The sequence below is a fragment of the Leisingera sp. MMG026 genome (assembly GCF_021654205.1).
GTDB lineage: Bacteria > Pseudomonadota > Alphaproteobacteria > Rhodobacterales > Rhodobacteraceae > Leisingera.
Genome location: NZ_JAKFZM010000016.1, coordinates 1 through 17,942, shown reverse-complemented (window position 1 = coordinate 17,942; position 17,942 = coordinate 1). Strand labels below are relative to the sequence as shown.

The following is a 17,942-nucleotide window of genomic DNA, read 5'->3' as shown; positions in this document are numbered from 1 at the left end:
AGATGAATCATCCGCCCGCACAAACAGGACGAATTGGTCCGCAAAGCCCAGGACGTGTTCTACCGCAGCGGATTTCACGTGACGGAAATGGACAAGCCGGTCAGGGAAACCGGCGTCTCAAAGACTTCCATGTACAAGCAATTCCGCACCAAGGATGACCTGATCATTGCTGTTCTGCAGCTGCGCGACGAAAACTTCCGCAACGGGCTCTATGGCCGTATGGAGGGCTTGTCGGACACACCGGCGGGACAGCTGATCGCGCCTTACTTGCCCAACCTGAAGGCGCATCCGTCGGACAAAAACTGCGGCGGTGTCATGCATAGGCCGCGCGCCACCTGATAGGCGGCCAGAACCTTGGGCACGTAGTCGCGTGTCTCGGCAAAGGGCGGCACCCCTTGGTGCGAGCGCACAGCCCCTTCGCCGGCATTATAGCCAGCCAGCACCAAAATCGGATCGCCGCCGAATTCCCCCATCAGCCAATCGAGATACTGAATACCACCAGCAATGTTCTGCCGCGCTTCCAGCGCGTCACTCACCCCGAAACGTTTGGCAGTATCGGGCATCAGCTGCATCAGCCCCTGCGCCCCGGCAGAGCTGACCGCATCGGACTTGCCGGCGGATTCGACAGCGATCACTGCCAGGACCAAGGCCGGCGACACCTCGGTGCCCAGGCTTTCGGTCAGGATCTGCACCCCGCGTTCCTGCACAATATCCTGCATCAGTTGCAACCTCGGGGCCGCCGGGCCTTTGGCTCCGCTCAAGGCCTGCAGGGCGTCATCCAGACGCCCCGGCCCCGATCCCTCTAGTCCAAAGGCAACCTTATCCCAGAACCAGCCATAACGGCCGGCCGGCTTTGCGCTGCTGTCTGCGGCTGCTTTCAACGCAGGCGCCGGGGGGGCTGGCTCAGGTTCCGGCTCAATCTGTATGGTTATGCGCTTGCCTCTTCCGGGCGCCGGCGGCTTGATGCGTTTGGCCTCAAACTGCGGAAAAGGCCGGGGCTGCACCTCCTCAGCCACTGCAGCCAGTGGCATGGCACAGGCTGCCAGCGCCAATACAGTGTTCCCGAACGACATTGCCCTGCCTGCCTGCGGTTTCAGTTCGCTCCAGTCTGTGAAAATTGACGCCCGAAGGCCAGTATTCCTGCCCCGGAATCTGGCGCAACCGCCTTATTTGCCCTGGACTGGCGCTGAAACATCACGGGACACACTGCGGTAACAAAAAATTAATACCGCAAAAACAATGAGATGCATAAGGTGTTGCCGAAAAGTAAAAATTGGGCAGCAATTTCCGGGTTTCAGCCCAAATCCTGCCACGCTGCACTGGCTATATGTATTCATCCAAGCCGGACAGTGGTCGAGCAGGTGAGAGAGCAGACCCTGGCGAGATGGCGGGATTACACATTCAGAGATCCTTTGGAGGGACCGAACCATGATCAAGTTTTTCAAAAGCTTCCGCAAAGACTTCCGCAAAGACGAATCCGGCGCTGTGACCGTTGACTGGGTTGTGCTGACCGCAGCTGTCGCCGCACTGGGCGGTGTGGTTTACACCGCTGTGCAGGATGGCGCTTCCACCTTGTCGAGCGACACCGGTTCCTACCTGAAGACCAAAAAGCCGACCTGATCGCGGCGGCGGCGTATATACCGCATCGCGACACCGCAATTCGGGCCGCTCTCTTCGGAGGGCGGCCTTTTCCGTTTCCGCTCCACTGCGGGACAGTCCGGACCTGCATCTTCAACCAGCTGGAACTTTAAAAGCCCCGGCGCGCGGGAAGATCCGTCAATCCCGGAATATTTCTTCAGCTAGCCGCAGAAGACGCCCTTCCTGACACATGCCGTTTCTTGCCAAAAAGTTAAAATTGGGCAGCCAATTCCGAATTCTCGCCCCAATCCTGACATGCTCTGCTGGCTATATGTACCTACCCAAGCCGGTCAGTGGTCCCGCAGATGAGAGAGCAGACCCTGACGCAACGGTGAGACGACACCTATTCAGAGATCCTTTGGAGGGACCGAACCATGATCAAGTTTTTCAAAAGCTTCCGCAAAGACTTCCGCAAAGACGAATCCGGCGCTGTGACCGTTGACTGGGTTGTGCTGACCGCAGCTGTCGCCGCACTGGGCGGCGTGGTTTACACCGCTGTGCAGGATGGTGCATCGACCCTGGCCAGCGACACCGGCTCCTACCTGAAAGGCAAGAAGCCGACCTGATCGCAGGCGCTGGTATCCAACCCGCACTGCAACACAGTAATTCGGGCCGCTCTCTTCGGAGGGCGGCCCTTTTCATTCGGCACTTCTGTAATGAGGCCGGTCCCGAGTAAAGTTATCTGGGGAAATCCACCGACTTAAATGAACTTGGGAATTGGAAAGCGAGGCAAACCCTGCGCCAAAAAACGCTTTCTTCCTGCACCCTCGCATTAATAGGTTATTAGGCAAAAAGCACTGAATTACGCCCCATTAACGCCCCATTCATGAAGCTTAATGATACTAACACGGGATTGCTCTCAGCAGGCGATCCTATCCCTTGACCCCCTTTGGGCAGCGAGGTCCGCAACATGAAGAAACTATGGTCATTCATTGCCAGTGACGACGGAGCGATAACCGTTGACTGGGTTATCCTGGCCGCCGCCGCAATCGGGCTGGCCGTATTGATTGCCGGGATGACGCAAGACGGCGCGCTTGGCCTGGCCCAGGGGCTGGCAGACTTTATGAGCAACTGGAACTTTGGCTGAGGCTTGGCGGACACCATCAATTGCCGCCGCAGTTCGAGTGATCCAGCAGCCGGTTCCGCCCCGCGGGGCGCCGGCTGAAATCTATGAGAGGTAACACAATGCGTGCAGTTTTCGGACTGGTGCTGATTGTCGGTGTGGCCCTCGCGGGCGGCGCCGTCTTGATGGCAAAAAACTATATCTCGGCCTATCAGAATGAACTGGCCCGCGAACGCGCGGCCCGTGCCGAAGCGGTGCCGCTGGTGGATGTTTTTGTCGCCACCAAACCCTTGAAATACGGCGAGCGGCTGTCCCAGGACGCAGTGCGCACTGTGCGCTGGCCCGAAGATGCCATTCCCGAAGGTGCCTATATCACCCATGAAGAGTTGTTTCCGCCGCATGCCGGTGATCAGCTGAGAGTGGTTCTGCGCGCGATGGAAACGGATGAGGCCATAATGGCCCTCAAGGTCACGGCACCTGGCGAAGACGCCGGCATCACATCGCGGTTGCAGCGCGGTATGCGTGCCTTTGCAATCAAGGTCGATGTCTCCTCAGGTGTTTCGGGTTTCCTGCGGCCTGGCGACAAAGTGGACGTCTACTGGACCGGCATGATGCCTGGATCGGCCGGCAACCGCGGCGAGGTCACCCGTCTGATTCAGACCAATGTGGAACTGGTGGCCGTTGACCAAAGCGCCGGCGGCGATATCAACGAAGCCGTCATCGCCCGCACCGTCACTGTTGCAGCCCACCCCAGGCAGGTCGCCGCGCTGGCACAGGCGCAAACCACCGGACGGCTGTCGCTGGCCCTGGTCGGCGCCGGCGATGACACCATCGCCTCGGTTGTCGAAGTGGACCAGCGCAGCCTGCTGGGCCTGGGGGCATTGGAAGCGCCGCAAGAAGTGGAAAAGGAAAAAGTCTGCACCATCCGCACCCGCCGCGGCGCCGAGGTTGTGGAAATTCCGATCCCCTGCACCAACTAGGAATTTCATTTCCGCGCGGACCATTAACAGGCTCAGCCGTCCTTTTTCAGCAAGGGGCGGCTGTTTTGCCTGTTGCGCAGGCCCCACAATGGCCCGCAGACAGGAACACCCCAGAAGCCATTGATTCTTGCAATAATTCGGGATCTGCACCACAGTGCCCGAAAGAGCGGGCAAAAAGACCCGGATTTTGAGGCGTGATCGGAAAGGCAGGTCACATGGCAATTGGACGGTTCGTAGCGGCGGCCCTGCTGGGGCTATCGCTTATTGGTATGCCTCAGGCAGATGGGGCATCAGCGCAATCCTTGCGGGTGGTGAAAAAAGGCACGGCTTCACGACTGGACGTGCCGATGAACCGCGCCGTGGTGGTGGAAAGCGAAACCCCTTTTGCTGAGCTCAGCATCGCCAACCCCGGCATTGCAGATATCTCCTCCCTTTCTGACCGCACGATCTATGTGCTGGGCAAGTCGCCCGGCCTGACCACGCTGACGCTGCTGGACGGCTCCGGCCGGCTGATCACCAATGTGGACGTGCGGGTGGCGGCAGATGTGACCGAATTCAAAGAACGCCTGCGCCAGATCCTGCCCAATGAAAAAATCGAAGTCCGCACCGCCAACGACGGCATTGTTTTGTCCGGCACCGTATCCAGCGCAGTACGGCTGCAGCGGGCGCTGGACCTGGCAGAGCGTTATGCACCGGAACGGGTCAGCAATCTGATGTCGGTCGGCGGTGTGCAGCAGGTCATGCTTAAGGTCCGCTTTGCCGAAATGCAGCGCTCGGTCTCAAAATCGCTGAGCGCCTCGCTGGGCTTTAACGGCGGCACTGGCAACGGCCGCACCGGCGGCATCAACACACTGAACACATCCGGCGCACTGGCCAACTCGCTGGCCGGCAACATCCCTGCAGCCAACGAAAACACCGGCGCCTTCCTGTTCGGCTTCAACGCAGGTTCCGTCCAGGTCAGCCTGCTGCTGGAAGCACTTGAGCAAAAAGGCGTTGTCCGCACCCTGGCGGAACCCAACCTTTCCGCCCTGTCAGGTCAGGAGGCGAAATTCCTGGCTGGCGGCGAATACCCGGTTCCGATTGCTCAAGAAGGCGGCGTCATCACTGTTGAATTCAAACCCTTCGGGATTGAGCTGAATTTCATTCCCAGGGTGATCGACGGCGACTTGATCAATCTTGAATTGAATGCCGCTGTGTCGGCCATCGACCCCTCCAATGCGCTGGAGCTGAGCGGCCTGACCATCGACGCCTTCACGCGCCGGGAAACGTCCACCACGGTAGAAATGCGCGACGGCGAGAGCTTTGCCATCGCCGGTTTGATCCGTGATGAATTTCTCGACAACTCTTCACAGTTGCCCTGGCTTGGCGACGTTCCGGTACTGGGCGCGCTGTTCCGCAGCGCCGATTACCAGCGCGAACAGACCGAGCTGGTGATCATCGTCAGCGCCCACTTGGTAACCCCGACCCGCGGCGAGGCGCTGACCCTGCCGACAGACCGGGTGGCGCCGCCAAGCGAAAAGGACCTGTTCCTGTTCGGGCGCACCTCCCGCACCAAAAACGGACCGGCGGCCGAAGTGGCCAAGCAGGATTTCAACGGCTCATACGGCTACGTGCTGGACTGATAGGGAGTGGCACAGATGATCAGAACCGCTGCAATTTTCGCTATTCTTCTGGCCGCAGCCGCCTGCGAACGGGAGGCCGGCCGCGAGCTGAACCGCTCAGGCGACTTTGGCGAGGCGACCCTTAGCAATGCGGCGGTGATGAGCGGGGAACGCAACTTTGCCATCCAATTGGCCAGCCGGTTCGCCAAAGAAGTGCCCACGACGATCAACTTCGATTTTGACAGCGCCCGGCTGGATCAGACGGCGCGGACGGTACTGGACCGCCAGGCGGTCTGGATCAAGCAATTCCCCGAGGTGCGATTCCGCGTCTTCGGCCACACCGACGCGGTCGGCAGCAACGGCTACAACAAATCCCTCGGCTTGCGCCGGGCCCGCGCGGCTGTGAACTATCTGGTTTCCCGCGGCATCAGCCGCAGCCGGCTGGAAGCAGTGGTGTCGCACGGTGAAACCCAGCCGCTGGTCCCGACACCTGAGCGCGAACGCCGCAACCGCCGGACGGTGACCGAGGTCAGCGGTTTCCTTAAGCGCCACCCGACGGTGCTGGACGGGAAATACGCCCAGATCATCTATCGCGAATATCTGGAAAGCGCGATTCCGGGCACCACCCTGACCGAACAGCAGTCGCTGGAGCGCACGCTGCAGTAGGCAGAAGACGCGGCCAGCTGGTTACGAAGTAGTAACAATTCCCCAGATTTGGGGATTTTTGGCCCCAATATCGCCTAGATTGCCACCGACATTGTTTCCAAGAGGCGGACTGTGCCCAAAGCCCGGTCTGCCCAAGTGAACAAGGATGATGGCGATGAGCAGCGGAATGCCGCAAACAGACACACCTGCGATTGTTGCCTGCACGATCAGCCGGGACGTGCAGAATTTCGACCTCCTTATCGAAGATATGGAAGCCGTCCTGGGAGAGGCCTGGGGCGATCTGGGCTTTACCGAAGCGCTGGCTTTCTTTGGCCAGACCGAGGCAGAGCCGCTGCAGTTTGTGGCTCTGGCCATCGACAGCGCCGATGAGGGCGATCTGCCGCTGATGGGAGAGATTATCAGCCAGGCAAAGGCGCGCGGCATCAAGGTGATCCTGATCGCCGAGGACGTGACCCCGGCGGCACTGCATACGCTGCTGCGCCAGGGCGCGGACGAGTTTGTGCCCTACCCGCTGCCTGAACAGGAATTGCAGGCTGCCATCGAACGGCTGCAGGCGCCGGAACCGGACGTTGTGCAGAACCCGCACCAGCTGCAGTCCGGCAGCCAGCGCGAAGGCGCGGTGATCGTCTGTCACGGGCTGGCAGGCGGCACCGGATCGACCACCATGGCTGTCAACCTGGCCTGGGAGCTTGCAGCGCTCAGCGAACATGACGAACCCAGCGTGTGCCTGCTGGACCTGGATCTGCAGCACGGTTCGGTCTCGACCTACCTTGACCTGCCCCGCCGCGAGGTGGTGATGGAAATGCTCAGCGAAACTGAAAGCATGGACGCGGATCTGTTCGGCCAGGCGCTGCTGCCGTTTCAGGAAAAGCTGCAGGTTCTGACGGCACCGTCCGAGCTGGTGCCGCTGGATCTGCTGTCGCCCGAGGATATCACACGGGTGATCGGGATGGCGCGCAGCCACTTCGACTTTGTTGTCGTCGACATGCCCCATACGCTGGTGCAATGGTCTGAAACCGTTCTGAACATGGCGCATGTTTACTTCGCGATGATCGAACTGGACATGCGTTCGGCACAGAACGCGCTGCGCATGAAGCGGGCGCTGCAGTCCGAGGACCTGCCGTTCGAAAAACTGCGCTTTGCCCTGAACCGGGCGCCGAAGTTCACCGATCTTGCCGGCAAAAGCCGGGTCAAACGGATGGCCGAATCCCTGAGCATCTCCATCGACCTGCAGCTGCCCGATGGCGGCAAGCAGGTTCTGCAGAGCTGCGACCACGGGCTGCCGCTGGCCGTTTCGGCAGCGAAGAATCCCTTGCGCAAAGAAATCGCCAAGCTTGCAGCCTCGCTGCACGCATTGGGCCGAAGTGAAGCCGAAGCCGCCTAAGCGGCTGAACCGGGGGTGAGTTGATGTTTTCCAAGTACAAAAAGCAAGCGGCCAAACCTGCCGCACCTGCGCCTGCGCCGGTTCCGGTCGCGGCGGCTGCTGCCGCGCCTGCTGCCAGTCTGCGGCGGCCGGTCCAGCGCAAGGCCGCCGAGGCGCAGCCGATGGATAAGGACCGCAAGCGCAAGGAGCGTTTGGGCGAGATCAAGATCCAGCTGCACCGGGAGCTTTTGGAGAACCTGAACCTGGCCGCGCTGGAACGCGCAGGCGAGGCAGAGCTGCGATCTGAGATCGCCACGATTGCAACCGAGATTCTGGCGGAAAAAGGCATCGTCCTGAACCGCGAAGACCGCCAGCAGCTGAACAAGGAGCTGTATGACGAGGTCACCGGCCTTGGCCCGCTTGAGGCGCTGCTGCAGGACGACACGGTCAGCGATATCCTGGTGAACGGCCCGCAGCAGATCTTTGTTGAACGCGATGGCAAGCTGCAGATCAGCGACATCACCTTCAAGGATGAGAAGCATCTGATGCGGATCATCGACAAGATCGTGTCGGCTGTGGGCCGCCGTGTTGATGAGAGCAACCCCTATGTGGACGCCCGCCTCGCCGATGGCTCGCGTTTCAACGCGATGGTGCCGCCGGTTGCGGTGGATGGCTCGCTGGTGTCGATCCGGAAATTCAAAAAAGACAAGCTGGGCATCGACGACCTGGTGAATTTCGGCGCCTTCACCGAGGAGATGGCCGCCTTTCTGCAGGCCGCAGTTTCGACCCGGCTGAATGTCATCGTCTCGGGCGGGACCGGTTCGGGTAAAACCACCACACTGAATGCGCTGTCCAGCTTCATCGACAATTCCGAGCGGATCCTGACGATCGAGGATACCGCGGAACTGCAGCTACAGCAGACCCATGTGGGCCGGATGGAAAGCCGCCCGCCCAATGTTGAAGGCAAGGGCGAGGTCTCCCCTCGCGACTGTCTGAAGAACGCTTTGCGGATGCGCCCTGACCGCATCATCGTCGGCGAGACCCGCGGCGAGGAAGTCATCGACATGCTGCAGGCGATGAATACCGGCCATGACGGCTCGATGACCACGATCCATGCCAACTCAGCCCGCGACGGGATTTCACGACTGGAAAACATGATTGCGATGGCAGGCATTGAAATGCCGCTCAAAGCGGTGCGCAGCCAGATCTCCTCGGCTGTGAATCTCATTGTGCAAGCCTCGCGTCTGCAGGACGGTTCCCGCCGGATGACCTCCATAACCGAAATCACCGGCATGGAGGGCGACGTGATCTCGATGCAGGAAATCTTCCGCTTCCAGCGGGTCGGGCTGACCCCGGACAACAAGATCATCGGCCATTTCACCGCCACCGGCGTGCGCAGCCATTACTCTGAGCGCTTCCGCCTGTGGGGCTTTGATCTGCCGCCGTCGATCTATGAACCCACCGTGATGGAGGCACGCTGATGCAACTGAGTGCCGAGCCGCTTATTTATGGCGCGATCTTCTTTGGGGTTCTGGCCCTGGTCGAAGGCCTGTATCTGTTCACCTTCGGCAAATCCATCAGCCTCAACAGCAAGGTGAACCGCCGGCTGGAGATGATGGAGAAGGGCAGCAACCGCGAACAGGTGCTGGAACAGCTTCGCAAAGAGCTGGGCCAGCACGCCAAATCGCAGTCTATCCCGCTCTATTCACTGCTGTCGGAGCGGGCGCAGAAAGCGGCGATTGCCTTTTCGCCCAAGCAGCTGATCCTGATCATGGCCGCCCTTGCTGCCGTTGCGTTTGCCGGCCTCAGCATCGGTACTTCGGCCCCCCTGCCCGTCCGGATCCTGGGATCCGTCATCATCGGCGTTGGTGCGGTGTTCTTCTGGGTTAACAAGAAAGCCGCCAAACGGATGGCCATGATCGAAGAACAGCTGCCGGATGCGGTGGAACTGATGGTGCGCAGCTTGCGCGTCGGCCATCCGTTCACCTCGGCCGTGCAGATCGTCGCAAATGAGGTTGAAGACCCCTTGGCGACCGAGTTCGGCATTATCTCCGACGAATGCGCTTATGGCCGCGATGTCGGCGAATCGCTCAAGGAAATGGCGGAACGTCTGGACATGCAGGACATGCGCTTTCTGGCTGTTGCCGTCACCATCCAGCAGCAATCAGGCGGCAACCTGGCCGAAGTTCTGGCAGGCCTGGCCAAAGTGATCCGCGCCCGCTTCCGCCTGTTCCGCCGGGTCAAGGCCATCACCGCCGAGGCGCAGTGGTCGGGCAAATTTCTGTCGGGGTTCCCGCTGTTCTGCCTGATCGGGATCCTGGTTAAGGATCCCAATTATTATGACGGCGTGCTGGACCATCCCTGGTTCATCCCCGCCTGTTTTGCGGTGGGTGTGATGCTGACTGCCAATCTGATCGTCATGCGCGTGCTGACCAACATCAAAGTGTAAGGAGGGGACCGTGGAATTTCTGACCGGAATAAACGATTACCTGACATCGCAATTCGGCGAGTTCGGCCCGCTCCTGGCGCTTGGCATTGCCGGGCTGTTCATGATCCTGCTGGCGGTTCCGCTGCTGCTGAACCAGCCCGAGGATCCGCTGAAGAAGCTGCAAAAGAACATGGCGCCCGAAACCCGGAACAAACCGCAAAAGCAGCGGTTGCGCCAGGCCGACCGCAACGAGCAGTTGCAAAAATTCGCAGGCTTTCTGGAACCGCAGAACGAAGACGAACTGTCAGCGATGGAACTGAAGCTGCGCCAGGCGGGGTATCACTCCAAGGACTCGGTACGCCTGTTTCATTTCCTGCAGTTTGCTCTGGGCATTCTGGGTCTGCTGGCGGGGCTGTTCTTTGTCTATGTGCTGAAGGCCGATATCGAATATGACAGCCAGCAAATGGCGATCCGCATCATCGGCCCCGGTGCGGCCGGCTATTTGCTGCCGAAATACTGGATCACCCGCCGGATTGAAGAGCGCAAGCAAAAGATCACCGAAGGCTTCCCGGATGCGCTGGACATGATGCTGGTCTGTGTCGAAGCCGGCCAGTCTCTGGACCAGGCGATTGTTCGCGTCGCCAAGGAGCTGCACGCCTCTTTCCCGGATCTGGCCGAAGAATTCGAGGTTGTCGCGCAAGAAATGAAGGCAGGCAAGGAAAAGGACAAGGTCCTGCGGGACATGGCCACCCGCTGCGGGGTGCAGGATGTCTCCTCCTTTGTGACTGTGATGATCCAGTCCGCCAGTTTCGGCACTTCGATCGCAGACGCGTTGCGGGTATATGCCGGGGAAATGCGTGACAAGCGTGTGATGCGCGCGGAAGAGGCCGCAAACAAGTTGCCCGTGAAGATGACCCTTGCCACAATGGGCCTGACAGTCCCGCCGCTGCTGATCATTCTGGTCGGCCCGTCGGTGCAGGGCATCATGAACATGGGCAACTGAGGCAACCGAACATGAACTCATCAGGACGGGCCGGGCCGGGCCGTCTCTGCCGTGCTATTGCCGCCGCCAGCGTTGTTGCGCTGGCGGCGGCCTGCGCGCCGGGCGGGCTGAAACAGGACAAGGGCAGCCCTTGGGCGCCAGGCGGCAATCACCGCCAGCAGGCCGAGGACGGGCTGGTAGTCGGCCACCGGCTGATGGCAGCGGGCCAGCATGAACTGGCATTGGACGCCTTCACCCGCGCGGCCCTTGACCACGGGCTCACGCCCGAAGTTCTGACCGGCATGGGCAGTGCCAAACTGGGCCTCAGGCGGCTTGGCCAGGCAGAAGATCTGTTGCGCCAGGCGGTGGATGCGGACGGCACCTGGCCTGAACCGATGAACAACCTGGGCGTCGTGCTGATGGAGCGCGGCAAAACCGCCGAAGCCGTGCAGGTGTTCCAGCGCGCCTATGCGCTTGACAATGGCGAAAGTGACGCAATCCGCGATAATTTACGCCTTGCTCTCGCAAAGCTTGAAAATCCTGCGCATACTGACCCTCAAAATCAAGACTATAAATTGGTGCGGCAAGGCGGCGGCAGCTACCTGATAAGCCAAGCACCATGACAGAGGCAGAGCAGTAAAAAGGACGCACCAATGCGCCAGCAGTATTTCCTATCCGCTTCTCTGGCAGGGGCGCTGCTTTTGTCGGCCTGCGCAGAGAAAGCCGATGAAACCGTGGAACGGGCTTTTCAGGAAGTGAATGTCATCGACGAGAGCAATCTGAATGACGTCATGCTCTCGGTCGCCGACCCGAACGAGGCGGTTGCCCATTTCCAGCGGACGCTGAAGAACAGCCCGGACCGGATTGAGCTGCAACGCGGGCTGGCCTATTCGCTGATCCGCGCCAAGCGCACCACCGAAGGCACCACCGCCTGGAAGAAAGTTGTCTCGATGAAGGGGGCCACCAGCGAGGATCATGTTCAGCTGGCCGGCGCGCTTGTGCGCAGCGGCGAATGGGACGGGGCCAAGGCAGAATTGGACAGGGTTCCCCCAACCCATGAGACCTATGAGCGCTACCGCCTGGAGGCAGTTGTGGCGGATGCCGCCAAAGATTGGAAACGCGCCGACAGCTTTTATGAAATTGCAGTGGGTTTGACGACAAAACCCGCAAAAGTGATGAACAATTGGGGCTATTCCAAGCTGACCCGCGGCGACTTCGCCGGCTCTGAGCGGTTGTTCGGCGAAGCAATCCGCCAGGATCAACGCCTGTTCACAGCCAAGAACAACCTGGTTCTGGCCCGCGGCGCGCAACGCAATTACACCCTGCCGGTGATCCCGATGGACCAGACTGAACGCGCACTGCTGCTGCACACGCTGGCGCTGTCGGCAGTAAAGCAAGGCGACGTCAAGACCGGCGAGAATCTGCTGCGCGAAGCGATTGACACCCACCCGCAGCACTTTGAGGAAGCCTCGCGCTCGCTGGCGGCCCTGGAGAACGGCTGATCCATGCAGTTCCCGGCCCATGCTGCCCTGTGGTTCCTGCCCTTTGTGCTGCCGCTGTGCTACACAGTCGCGCTGACAGATCTGCGCGGCATGCGCATCCCCAACTGGGCCGTCGATTTGCTAGCCGTGATCTACGTGGTTGCAGGCGCGATGCTGATGCCCAGCTGGGCGGACTACGGCTGGCATCTGCTGCACCTGCCGGTCGGCATCGGCCTGGGATACTTGTTCTATGCAGCCGGTGCTGTCGGCGCGGGCGACGCCAAATTTGCAGGTGCCGCCGCCCCCTTCTTTGCGCTTGGCGACCTGCGGCTGTTGATGATTATCTTTGCTGCCACCCTGCTGGCCGGGTTCACCGCCCACCGGATCGCCAAATACACCCCCCTGCGCCGGCTGGCGCCGCAATGGCAAAGCTGGGACACCGGCAAAAGCTTCCCGATGGGCCTGTGCCTGGGCGGCACCCTGGCCCTCTACCTGGTGCTGGCAGCGCGCTTTGGCAGCTGACTGCATCCGCTGCAAAAACTTCGCTGGATATCCGCCGCCTCCGCGGAATTGCTGCAGCTCTGCCCCGCTGTTGCCACAGTCCTGAATAGTCTGTTTCCTTGAACGCCCCGGCTGCCGGGGCACGGATCCGATCTCAGGGACAGGCACCGCCATGAACATGCAGAACCTCACCGTGATGGCCCCGCCCGCCCCCAAGGGACTGGCGCAGATGCAGCTGCCGCTGGTGATGATGCGGGACATCCTGCTGAAGACCATCTTCCGCAAAAACGTCGAGAACGTCACGGAAATCGCCGAGGCAATCTGCCTGCCTGGCGCCGTTACCCAGGAACTGGTGGATATCGCCCGTGAGCAAAAGCTGCTGGAAGCCACCGGCACGCTCAACGCCAACAGCGGCAACGAAATGGGCTACCAGCTGACCGATGCGGGTAAATCGCGGGCGCTGGATGCGCTCAGCCAGTCGGAATACTTCGGGGCGATGCCGGTGCCGCTGGACGTCTACCGCGAGCAGGTGAAACGCCAGTCGATCCGCAACATCCAAGTGTCCCGCGACCAGCTGACCAATGCCATGGGGCATCTGATCCTGCCAAACAGCCTGCTGGACCACCTTGGCCCGGCCGTCAGCGCGGGCCGTTCGATCCTGATGTACGGTCCGCCGGGCAACGGTAAGTCTTCAATCTCCAACGGTATCCGCGACGCCCTGGGGGACCACGTCTATGTGCCGCGCGCCATTGAATATTCGGGCCAGGTGATCACGGTCTATGACCCGATCGTACACACCGAAGTCGCGCAGGAACCGGAAGACCCCAACGCGTTGCGCCGCCGCCGCAGATTCGACGAACGCTATGTCATGTGCCAGCGCCCCACCGTAATCACCGGCGGCGAACTGTCTCTGGACATGCTGGATCTGGTCTATAACCCCACCGCGCGCACCTATCAGGCGCCCTTGCAGCTGAAATCCACCGGCGGCATTTTCATCGTCGACGACCTTGGACGCCAGGCGGAACCGCCGCAGTCGCTGGTCAACCGCTGGATTGTGCCGCTGGAGGAAAGCAAGGACATCCTCGCATTGCAGTCAGGTGAGAAGTTCGAAGTGCCCTTTGACACCCTGGTGATCTTCTCCACCAACTTCCACCCGAACAAAATCTTTGACCAGGCAGCCCTGCGGCGGATCTTTTTCAAGATCAAAATCGACGGCCCGGACCAGGAAAACTACCTCAAGATCTTTGCCATGGTGGCCCGCAAGAAAGGCATGCCGCTGGACGAAGGCGCATTGGTACACCTGCTGAAAAGGAAATACCCGTCGATCGATAACGTCTATGCGAACTACCAGCCGGTGTTTCTGATCGACCAGATCATCGCAATCTGTGAATTTGAGGGCATCCCCTATCAGATGTCCCCCGAGCTGATCGACCGCGCCTGGGCCAACATGTTCGTCAAGGACGAAGATATCGTGAAGTGATCCCCGCCGGCAGACAGGCGGCAGCAAGAGTTTTCAAAAACTCTTGCAAAACTTTTCGAAAAGTTTTGGGCCTTCCCCTAAAAGGAAGGGATGAGCAAACTTCCCAAGGTCATACTAGGCTGGTTTACCGCCCGCGGCTGGTCCATCCACCCGCACCAGCATACCATGCTGGACCGTGCCGGGGATCCGGCAACCCTGCTGATCGCCCCCACCGGCGGCGGCAAGACCATGGCCGGCTTTCTGCCCACCCTCGCCGATCTGGCAGAAAGCCCTCATGACGGGCTGCACACTCTCTATATTTCACCGCTCAAGGCCCTTGCTGCAGACATCAAACGCAACCTGCGCACCCCGGTCGAGGAAATGGGCCTGCCCATCCGCATTGACGACCGCACCGGCGACACGCCGTCTTCCCGCAAAAGGCGCCAGCGCGCCGATCCGCCGCATATTCTGCTGACCACACCGGAAAGCCTGGCGCTGCTCACCTCCTACGAGGATGCGGCCCGCACTTTCAAAGGGCTGAAGCGGGTGGTGGTGGACGAGATCCATGCGCTGGCCGAAAGCAAACGCGGCGACCAGCTGATGCTGGCCCTGGCGCGGTTGCAAACGCTCTGCCCTGATCTGCGCCGGGTGGGCCTGTCAGCTACCGTGGACGACCCGCAGGCCATTGCCAGTTATCTGGCCTGCCACCCGGACCCCTGCAAAATCGTGCAGGCCGACCCCGGCCCCGCACCGGACATCCGGATGCTGGAAACCGCAGAAGCCCCGCCCTGGGCCGGCGGCGGCGCGGCCTATGCCATCGCGGCGGTGATGGAACAGATCCAGGCGCATAAAACCACGCTGATATTTCACAACACCCGCGCCCAGGCCGAGATATTCTTTCGTAATCTCTGGCTCGCCAATGACGATGCGCTGCCGATCGGGATCCATCACGGCTCGCTCGACCGGGGCCAGCGCGACCGGGTCGAGGCCGCCATGGTCCGCGGCGAGCTGCGCGCCATTGTCTGCACCGGTTCACTGGACCTCGGCATCGACTGGGGCGATGTGGATCTGGTGATCCAGATCGGCGCACCGAAGAACGTGAAACGCCTGGTCCAGCGCATCGGCCGCGCCAACCACAGCTACAACGTCCCGTCCAAGGCGCTTTTGGTCCCCGCCAACCGGTTTGAGGTGGTGGAATGCCATGCCGCGCTGGACGCCGTCCGTGCAGGGGATCTGGACGGCGAGGCACGCGGCCCCGCCCCCCGCGATGTCCTATGCCAGCACATCCTGATTACGGCCTGTGCCGGGCCGTTTGATGCGGATGAACTCTACACCGAAATAACCAGCGCCGGCGCCTATGCCACCCTCACCCGCGCCGGTTTCGATGCCTGTCTCGATTTCTGTGCCACCGGCGGCTACGCGCTGAAAGCCTACGACCAGTGGCAGCGCCTGTTGCAACGCCCGGACGGCAAATGGCAGCTGCGCGATCCGCGCGCCGCCCAACGCATCCGCATGAACCTGGGCACCATTCAGGATGCCGACCTCATCAAGGTGCGCCTGAAGCGCAGCCGCGGCGGCAAGCCCCTGGGCGAGATCGAAGAGGCCTTTGCCGCCACCCTCACCCCCGGCGACACATTCCTGATCGGCGGCCGGACCGTGCGATACGAGGGCTTGCGCGAAATGACCGTCGAGGTTACCCGCACCCCCGGCAGGAAACCGAAAATCGCAGTGTTCTCCGGCACCAAATTCGCCACCTCCACCCAGCTCAGCGCCCGCATCCTGGAGATGTTCAAAAAGGACAGCTGGCCAGATCTGCCCCGCCACACCGCCGAATGGCTGGAACTGCAGCGCGACGTCTCGGACCTTCCCCGCGCAGGCTCGCTGCTGATCGAAAGCTTCCCCCGCGACGGGCGCGAGCATGCTTGCATTTACGGCTTTGCCGGCCGTAACGCTCAGCAAACGCTGGGGCTGCTCCTGACCAAGCGGATGGAGGAGCTTGGCCTCGATCCGCTTGGCTTTGTCTCGACCGACTACGCCACATTGATCTGGGGTCTGGAGCCGCTGACCGACCCGGCCCCGCTGTTCGATGTCACTGCCCTGCGCGATGGACTGGACGGCTGGCTGGCCGGCAACGCAGTAATGAAACGCGCCTTCCGCGGCGCGGCGACCATCGCCGGGCTGATTGAACGCAACACCCCCGGGCAACGCAAGAACGGGCGCCAAGCAACATTCTCCTCCGACATCCTCTATGACACGCTCAGGAAATACGACCCGGACCACCTGCTGATGGGAATCACCCGCGACGAAGCCCTGCGCGGGCTGGTGGACTTTGGCCGCGTCGAGCAGATGCTGGCTCGGATCAATGGCCGGATCACCCTGCGGCGGCTGGACCGGATCTCACCGCTTGCAGCGCCGCTTTTGCTGGAGGCTGGCAAGGTTCCGGTCAAAGGCGCAGCGCAGGAAAAGCTGCTGCAACGCGAGGCCGAAGCGCTGATGCGGCTATCCGGACTGGACCGGCTGGTGCAATAGCGCTTGCCTGTTCGACCAGCGCGTCTAAGACCACAGCATGAACGGATTTGATTTCAACCTCGCAGGCACCCGCCTGACCGCGCTCGGCTCCGGCGCGCTCTGGTGGGCGGACCACCGGCTGCTTTGCGTCTCCGACCTGCATCTTGGAAAATCCGCACGCCACGCGCGGCGCGGCGGCAGTGCCCTGCCCCCTTACGAAGGCCGTGACACACTCAACCGCCTTGAAAGACTGGTCGCAGACCTCAACCCGGTAACTGTGGTTTGCCTCGGCGACAGCTTCGACGATGATACCGCAGCCACAGAATTGCCGGCCCCTGAAAGGATCCAAACCCAAGACCTGATGCATAACCGCCGCTGGATCTGGATCGAGGGAAACCACGACCCCGCCCCCACCAGTCTAGGCGGGGAGCACTTGGCGGACTTGCGGATTGGCCCCCTCACCTTCCGCCACATTGCTGATCCGCCGGCAACGGCGGAAATCTCCGGCCACTACCATCCCAAGGCCCGCGTCCGCAGCAATTCACGCCCCTGTTTCCTGCTGGACGCCTCCCGCCTGATCCTGCCCGCCTTCGGCACCTATACCGGCGGGTTGCGCAGCACTGATCCGGCGCTTGCATCATTGATGGCGCCGAATGCCTTGGCCATTCTGACCGGTCCGCAAGCCCTGCCGATACCGATGCCCCGCTAAGTGGCGCAGCGTCACCGCCATGGGACCGCCCCTTCTCTTCTATGCTTGGCCTCAGCAAAAGAAGGACACTCAAAATGGAACACCGCATCCGCAGCAGTTTCGCCAAGCAAAGCATGATGCAAACCCTGGGCGCAAACATTGAAAGCGTCTCGGATGGTGAAGTGGTGATCACTGCGCCGATCCTGCCCGGCAGCCGCCAGCAGCACGATGCGGCGCATGCAGCGCTGAGCTTTGCCATCGGCGACACCGCTGCCGGATATGCAGCACTGACAAAAATGCCGGAAGACAGCGAAGTGATGACAGCTGAGATGAAGATCAACCTGCTGGCGCCGGGTGCCGGAGACTCTTTACGGGCGACCGGCAAGGTCATCAAACCGGGGCGCCGGCTGGTCATTGTCACGGCTGAGGTCCACGCGCTGCAGGGCAGCCAGGAAAAGCTGATTGCCATCCTCCAGGGCACGATGGTGCCCGTCCCGGCCTGAGGAACTGCCCCCCGTTCTTCACGTATCCACAGAGGTGCAGACAGGCTCTGGAATGAACGCCCGTCCCATTTTCATCTTTCC

Annotated in this window: 19 protein-coding genes; 18 read left to right on the top strand and 1 reads right to left on the bottom strand. The window is 61.1% G+C overall.

Features of this window, described 5'->3' with window-relative positions:
* Positions 1-33 precede the first annotated feature (33 nt).
* Complete coding sequence (locus tag L1069_RS10620) at positions 34-339, top strand: TetR/AcrR family transcriptional regulator (protein WP_237455650.1); 306 nt, start codon at positions 34-36, stop codon at positions 337-339.
* On the opposite strand, the gene L1069_RS10615 is transcribed toward L1069_RS10620, so the two are convergent.
* Positions 264-1,031 carry a lytic transglycosylase domain-containing protein gene (locus L1069_RS10615; protein ID WP_237455701.1) on the bottom strand — a complete coding sequence of 256 codons (768 nt, stop codon included), beginning with the start codon at positions 1,029-1,031 and terminating at the stop codon, positions 264-266. The two genes, L1069_RS10620 and L1069_RS10615, sit on opposite strands and share 76 nt — an antisense overlap.
* 397 nt (positions 1,032-1,428) lie before the next feature.
* On the opposite strand from L1069_RS10615, the gene L1069_RS10610 reads away from it, so the two are divergent.
* The 17 genes from L1069_RS10610 (at position 1,429) to L1069_RS10530 (ending at position 17,861) form a co-directional block, all read left to right on the top strand.
* On the top strand, positions 1,429-1,620 hold the full coding sequence (locus L1069_RS10610) for a hypothetical protein (RefSeq protein ID WP_129371725.1): 192 nt from the start codon (positions 1,429-1,431) through the stop codon (positions 1,618-1,620).
* Between the two features lie 392 nt (positions 1,621-2,012).
* Entirely contained in the window at positions 2,013-2,204 is a 192-nt protein-coding gene (locus tag L1069_RS10605) for a hypothetical protein (RefSeq protein WP_129371726.1), read from the top strand.
* A 344-nt stretch (positions 2,205-2,548) separates the two neighbouring features.
* Complete coding sequence (locus tag L1069_RS10600; protein ID WP_164982748.1) at positions 2,549-2,725, top strand: hypothetical protein; 177 nt, start codon at positions 2,549-2,551, stop codon at positions 2,723-2,725.
* Between the two features lie 98 nt (positions 2,726-2,823).
* Positions 2,824-3,681 carry a Flp pilus assembly protein CpaB gene (gene cpaB / locus L1069_RS10595; protein WP_237455649.1) on the top strand — a complete coding sequence of 286 codons (858 nt, stop codon included), beginning with the start codon at positions 2,824-2,826 and terminating at the stop codon, positions 3,679-3,681.
* Between the two features lie 215 nt (positions 3,682-3,896).
* Entirely contained in the window at positions 3,897-5,303 is a 1,407-nt protein-coding gene (locus tag L1069_RS10590; protein ID WP_237455648.1) for a type II and III secretion system protein family protein, read from the top strand.
* A 15-nt stretch (positions 5,304-5,318) separates the two neighbouring features.
* Entirely contained in the window at positions 5,319-5,948 is a 630-nt protein-coding gene (locus L1069_RS10585; protein WP_129371729.1) for an OmpA family protein, read from the top strand.
* A gap of 154 nt (positions 5,949-6,102) precedes the next feature.
* On the top strand, positions 6,103-7,332 hold the full coding sequence (locus L1069_RS10580; RefSeq protein ID WP_237455647.1) for an AAA family ATPase: 1,230 nt from the start codon (positions 6,103-6,105) through the stop codon (positions 7,330-7,332).
* Between the two features lie 23 nt (positions 7,333-7,355).
* Complete coding sequence (locus L1069_RS10575) at positions 7,356-8,792, top strand: CpaF family protein (RefSeq protein ID WP_129371731.1); 1,437 nt, start codon at positions 7,356-7,358, stop codon at positions 8,790-8,792.
* A complete protein-coding gene (locus L1069_RS10570) occupies positions 8,792-9,760 on the top strand; it encodes a type II secretion system F family protein (RefSeq protein ID WP_129371732.1) in 969 nt (322 codons plus the stop codon). The genes L1069_RS10575 and L1069_RS10570 overlap by 1 nt, the downstream gene beginning before the upstream one ends.
* A gap of 10 nt (positions 9,761-9,770) precedes the next feature.
* Complete coding sequence (locus L1069_RS10565; protein ID WP_237455646.1) at positions 9,771-10,742, top strand: type II secretion system F family protein; 972 nt, start codon at positions 9,771-9,773, stop codon at positions 10,740-10,742.
* 11 nt (positions 10,743-10,753) lie between these two features.
* Positions 10,754-11,344 carry a tetratricopeptide repeat protein gene (locus tag L1069_RS10560; RefSeq protein WP_134829271.1) on the top strand — a complete coding sequence of 197 codons (591 nt, stop codon included), beginning with the start codon at positions 10,754-10,756 and terminating at the stop codon, positions 11,342-11,344.
* 30 nt (positions 11,345-11,374) lie between these two features.
* Positions 11,375-12,223 carry a hypothetical protein gene (locus L1069_RS10555; RefSeq protein ID WP_129371735.1) on the top strand — a complete coding sequence of 283 codons (849 nt, stop codon included), beginning with the start codon at positions 11,375-11,377 and terminating at the stop codon, positions 12,221-12,223.
* A 3-nt stretch (positions 12,224-12,226) separates the two neighbouring features.
* A complete protein-coding gene (locus L1069_RS10550; protein ID WP_129371736.1) occupies positions 12,227-12,724 on the top strand; it encodes a prepilin peptidase in 498 nt (165 codons plus the stop codon).
* Positions 12,725-12,875: 151 nt separating this feature from the next.
* On the top strand, positions 12,876-14,183 hold the full coding sequence (locus L1069_RS10545) for an ATPase (RefSeq protein ID WP_129371737.1): 1,308 nt from the start codon (positions 12,876-12,878) through the stop codon (positions 14,181-14,183).
* Between the two features lie 90 nt (positions 14,184-14,273).
* On the top strand, positions 14,274-16,691 hold the full coding sequence (locus tag L1069_RS10540) for a ligase-associated DNA damage response DEXH box helicase (protein WP_237455645.1): 2,418 nt from the start codon (positions 14,274-14,276) through the stop codon (positions 16,689-16,691).
* 37 nt (positions 16,692-16,728) lie between these two features.
* On the top strand, positions 16,729-17,379 hold the full coding sequence (gene pdeM, locus L1069_RS10535) for a ligase-associated DNA damage response endonuclease PdeM (protein ID WP_237455644.1): 651 nt from the start codon (positions 16,729-16,731) through the stop codon (positions 17,377-17,379).
* A gap of 74 nt (positions 17,380-17,453) precedes the next feature.
* The gene (locus L1069_RS10530; RefSeq protein WP_237455643.1) at positions 17,454-17,861 is read left to right on the top strand and encodes a PaaI family thioesterase; all 408 of its coding nucleotides are present in this window, start codon (positions 17,454-17,456) and stop codon (positions 17,859-17,861) included.
* Positions 17,862-17,942: the final 81 nt, after the last annotated feature.

What these genes read in the sequence shown, in the direction of transcription:
- L1069_RS10615 (WP_237455701.1), bottom strand. Translation starts at nt 1,031, where the DNA reads ATGCCACTGGCTGCAGTGGCTGAGGAGGTGCAGCCCCGGCCTTTTCCG.
- L1069_RS10610 (WP_129371725.1), top strand. Translation starts at nt 1,429, where the DNA reads ATGATCAAGTTTTTCAAAAGCTTCCGCAAAGACTTCCGCAAAGACGAA.
- L1069_RS10605 (WP_129371726.1), top strand. Translation starts at nt 2,013, where the DNA reads ATGATCAAGTTTTTCAAAAGCTTCCGCAAAGACTTCCGCAAAGACGAA.
- L1069_RS10600 (WP_164982748.1), top strand. Translation starts at nt 2,549, where the DNA reads ATGAAGAAACTATGGTCATTCATTGCCAGTGACGACGGAGCGATAACC.
- cpaB (WP_237455649.1), top strand. Translation starts at nt 2,824, where the DNA reads ATGCGTGCAGTTTTCGGACTGGTGCTGATTGTCGGTGTGGCCCTCGCG.
- L1069_RS10590 (WP_237455648.1), top strand. Translation starts at nt 3,897, where the DNA reads ATGGCAATTGGACGGTTCGTAGCGGCGGCCCTGCTGGGGCTATCGCTT.
- L1069_RS10585 (WP_129371729.1), top strand. Translation starts at nt 5,319, where the DNA reads ATGATCAGAACCGCTGCAATTTTCGCTATTCTTCTGGCCGCAGCCGCC.
- L1069_RS10580 (WP_237455647.1), top strand. Translation starts at nt 6,103, where the DNA reads ATGAGCAGCGGAATGCCGCAAACAGACACACCTGCGATTGTTGCCTGC.
- L1069_RS10575 (WP_129371731.1), top strand. Translation starts at nt 7,356, where the DNA reads ATGTTTTCCAAGTACAAAAAGCAAGCGGCCAAACCTGCCGCACCTGCG.
- L1069_RS10570 (WP_129371732.1), top strand. Translation starts at nt 8,792, where the DNA reads ATGCAACTGAGTGCCGAGCCGCTTATTTATGGCGCGATCTTCTTTGGG.
- L1069_RS10560 (WP_134829271.1), top strand. Translation starts at nt 10,754, where the DNA reads ATGAACTCATCAGGACGGGCCGGGCCGGGCCGTCTCTGCCGTGCTATT.
- L1069_RS10555 (WP_129371735.1), top strand. Translation starts at nt 11,375, where the DNA reads ATGCGCCAGCAGTATTTCCTATCCGCTTCTCTGGCAGGGGCGCTGCTT.
- L1069_RS10550 (WP_129371736.1), top strand. Translation starts at nt 12,227, where the DNA reads ATGCAGTTCCCGGCCCATGCTGCCCTGTGGTTCCTGCCCTTTGTGCTG.
- L1069_RS10545 (WP_129371737.1), top strand. Translation starts at nt 12,876, where the DNA reads ATGAACATGCAGAACCTCACCGTGATGGCCCCGCCCGCCCCCAAGGGA.
- L1069_RS10540 (WP_237455645.1), top strand. Translation starts at nt 14,274, where the DNA reads ATGAGCAAACTTCCCAAGGTCATACTAGGCTGGTTTACCGCCCGCGGC.
- pdeM (WP_237455644.1), top strand. Translation starts at nt 16,729, where the DNA reads ATGAACGGATTTGATTTCAACCTCGCAGGCACCCGCCTGACCGCGCTC.
- L1069_RS10530 (WP_237455643.1), top strand. Translation starts at nt 17,454, where the DNA reads ATGGAACACCGCATCCGCAGCAGTTTCGCCAAGCAAAGCATGATGCAA.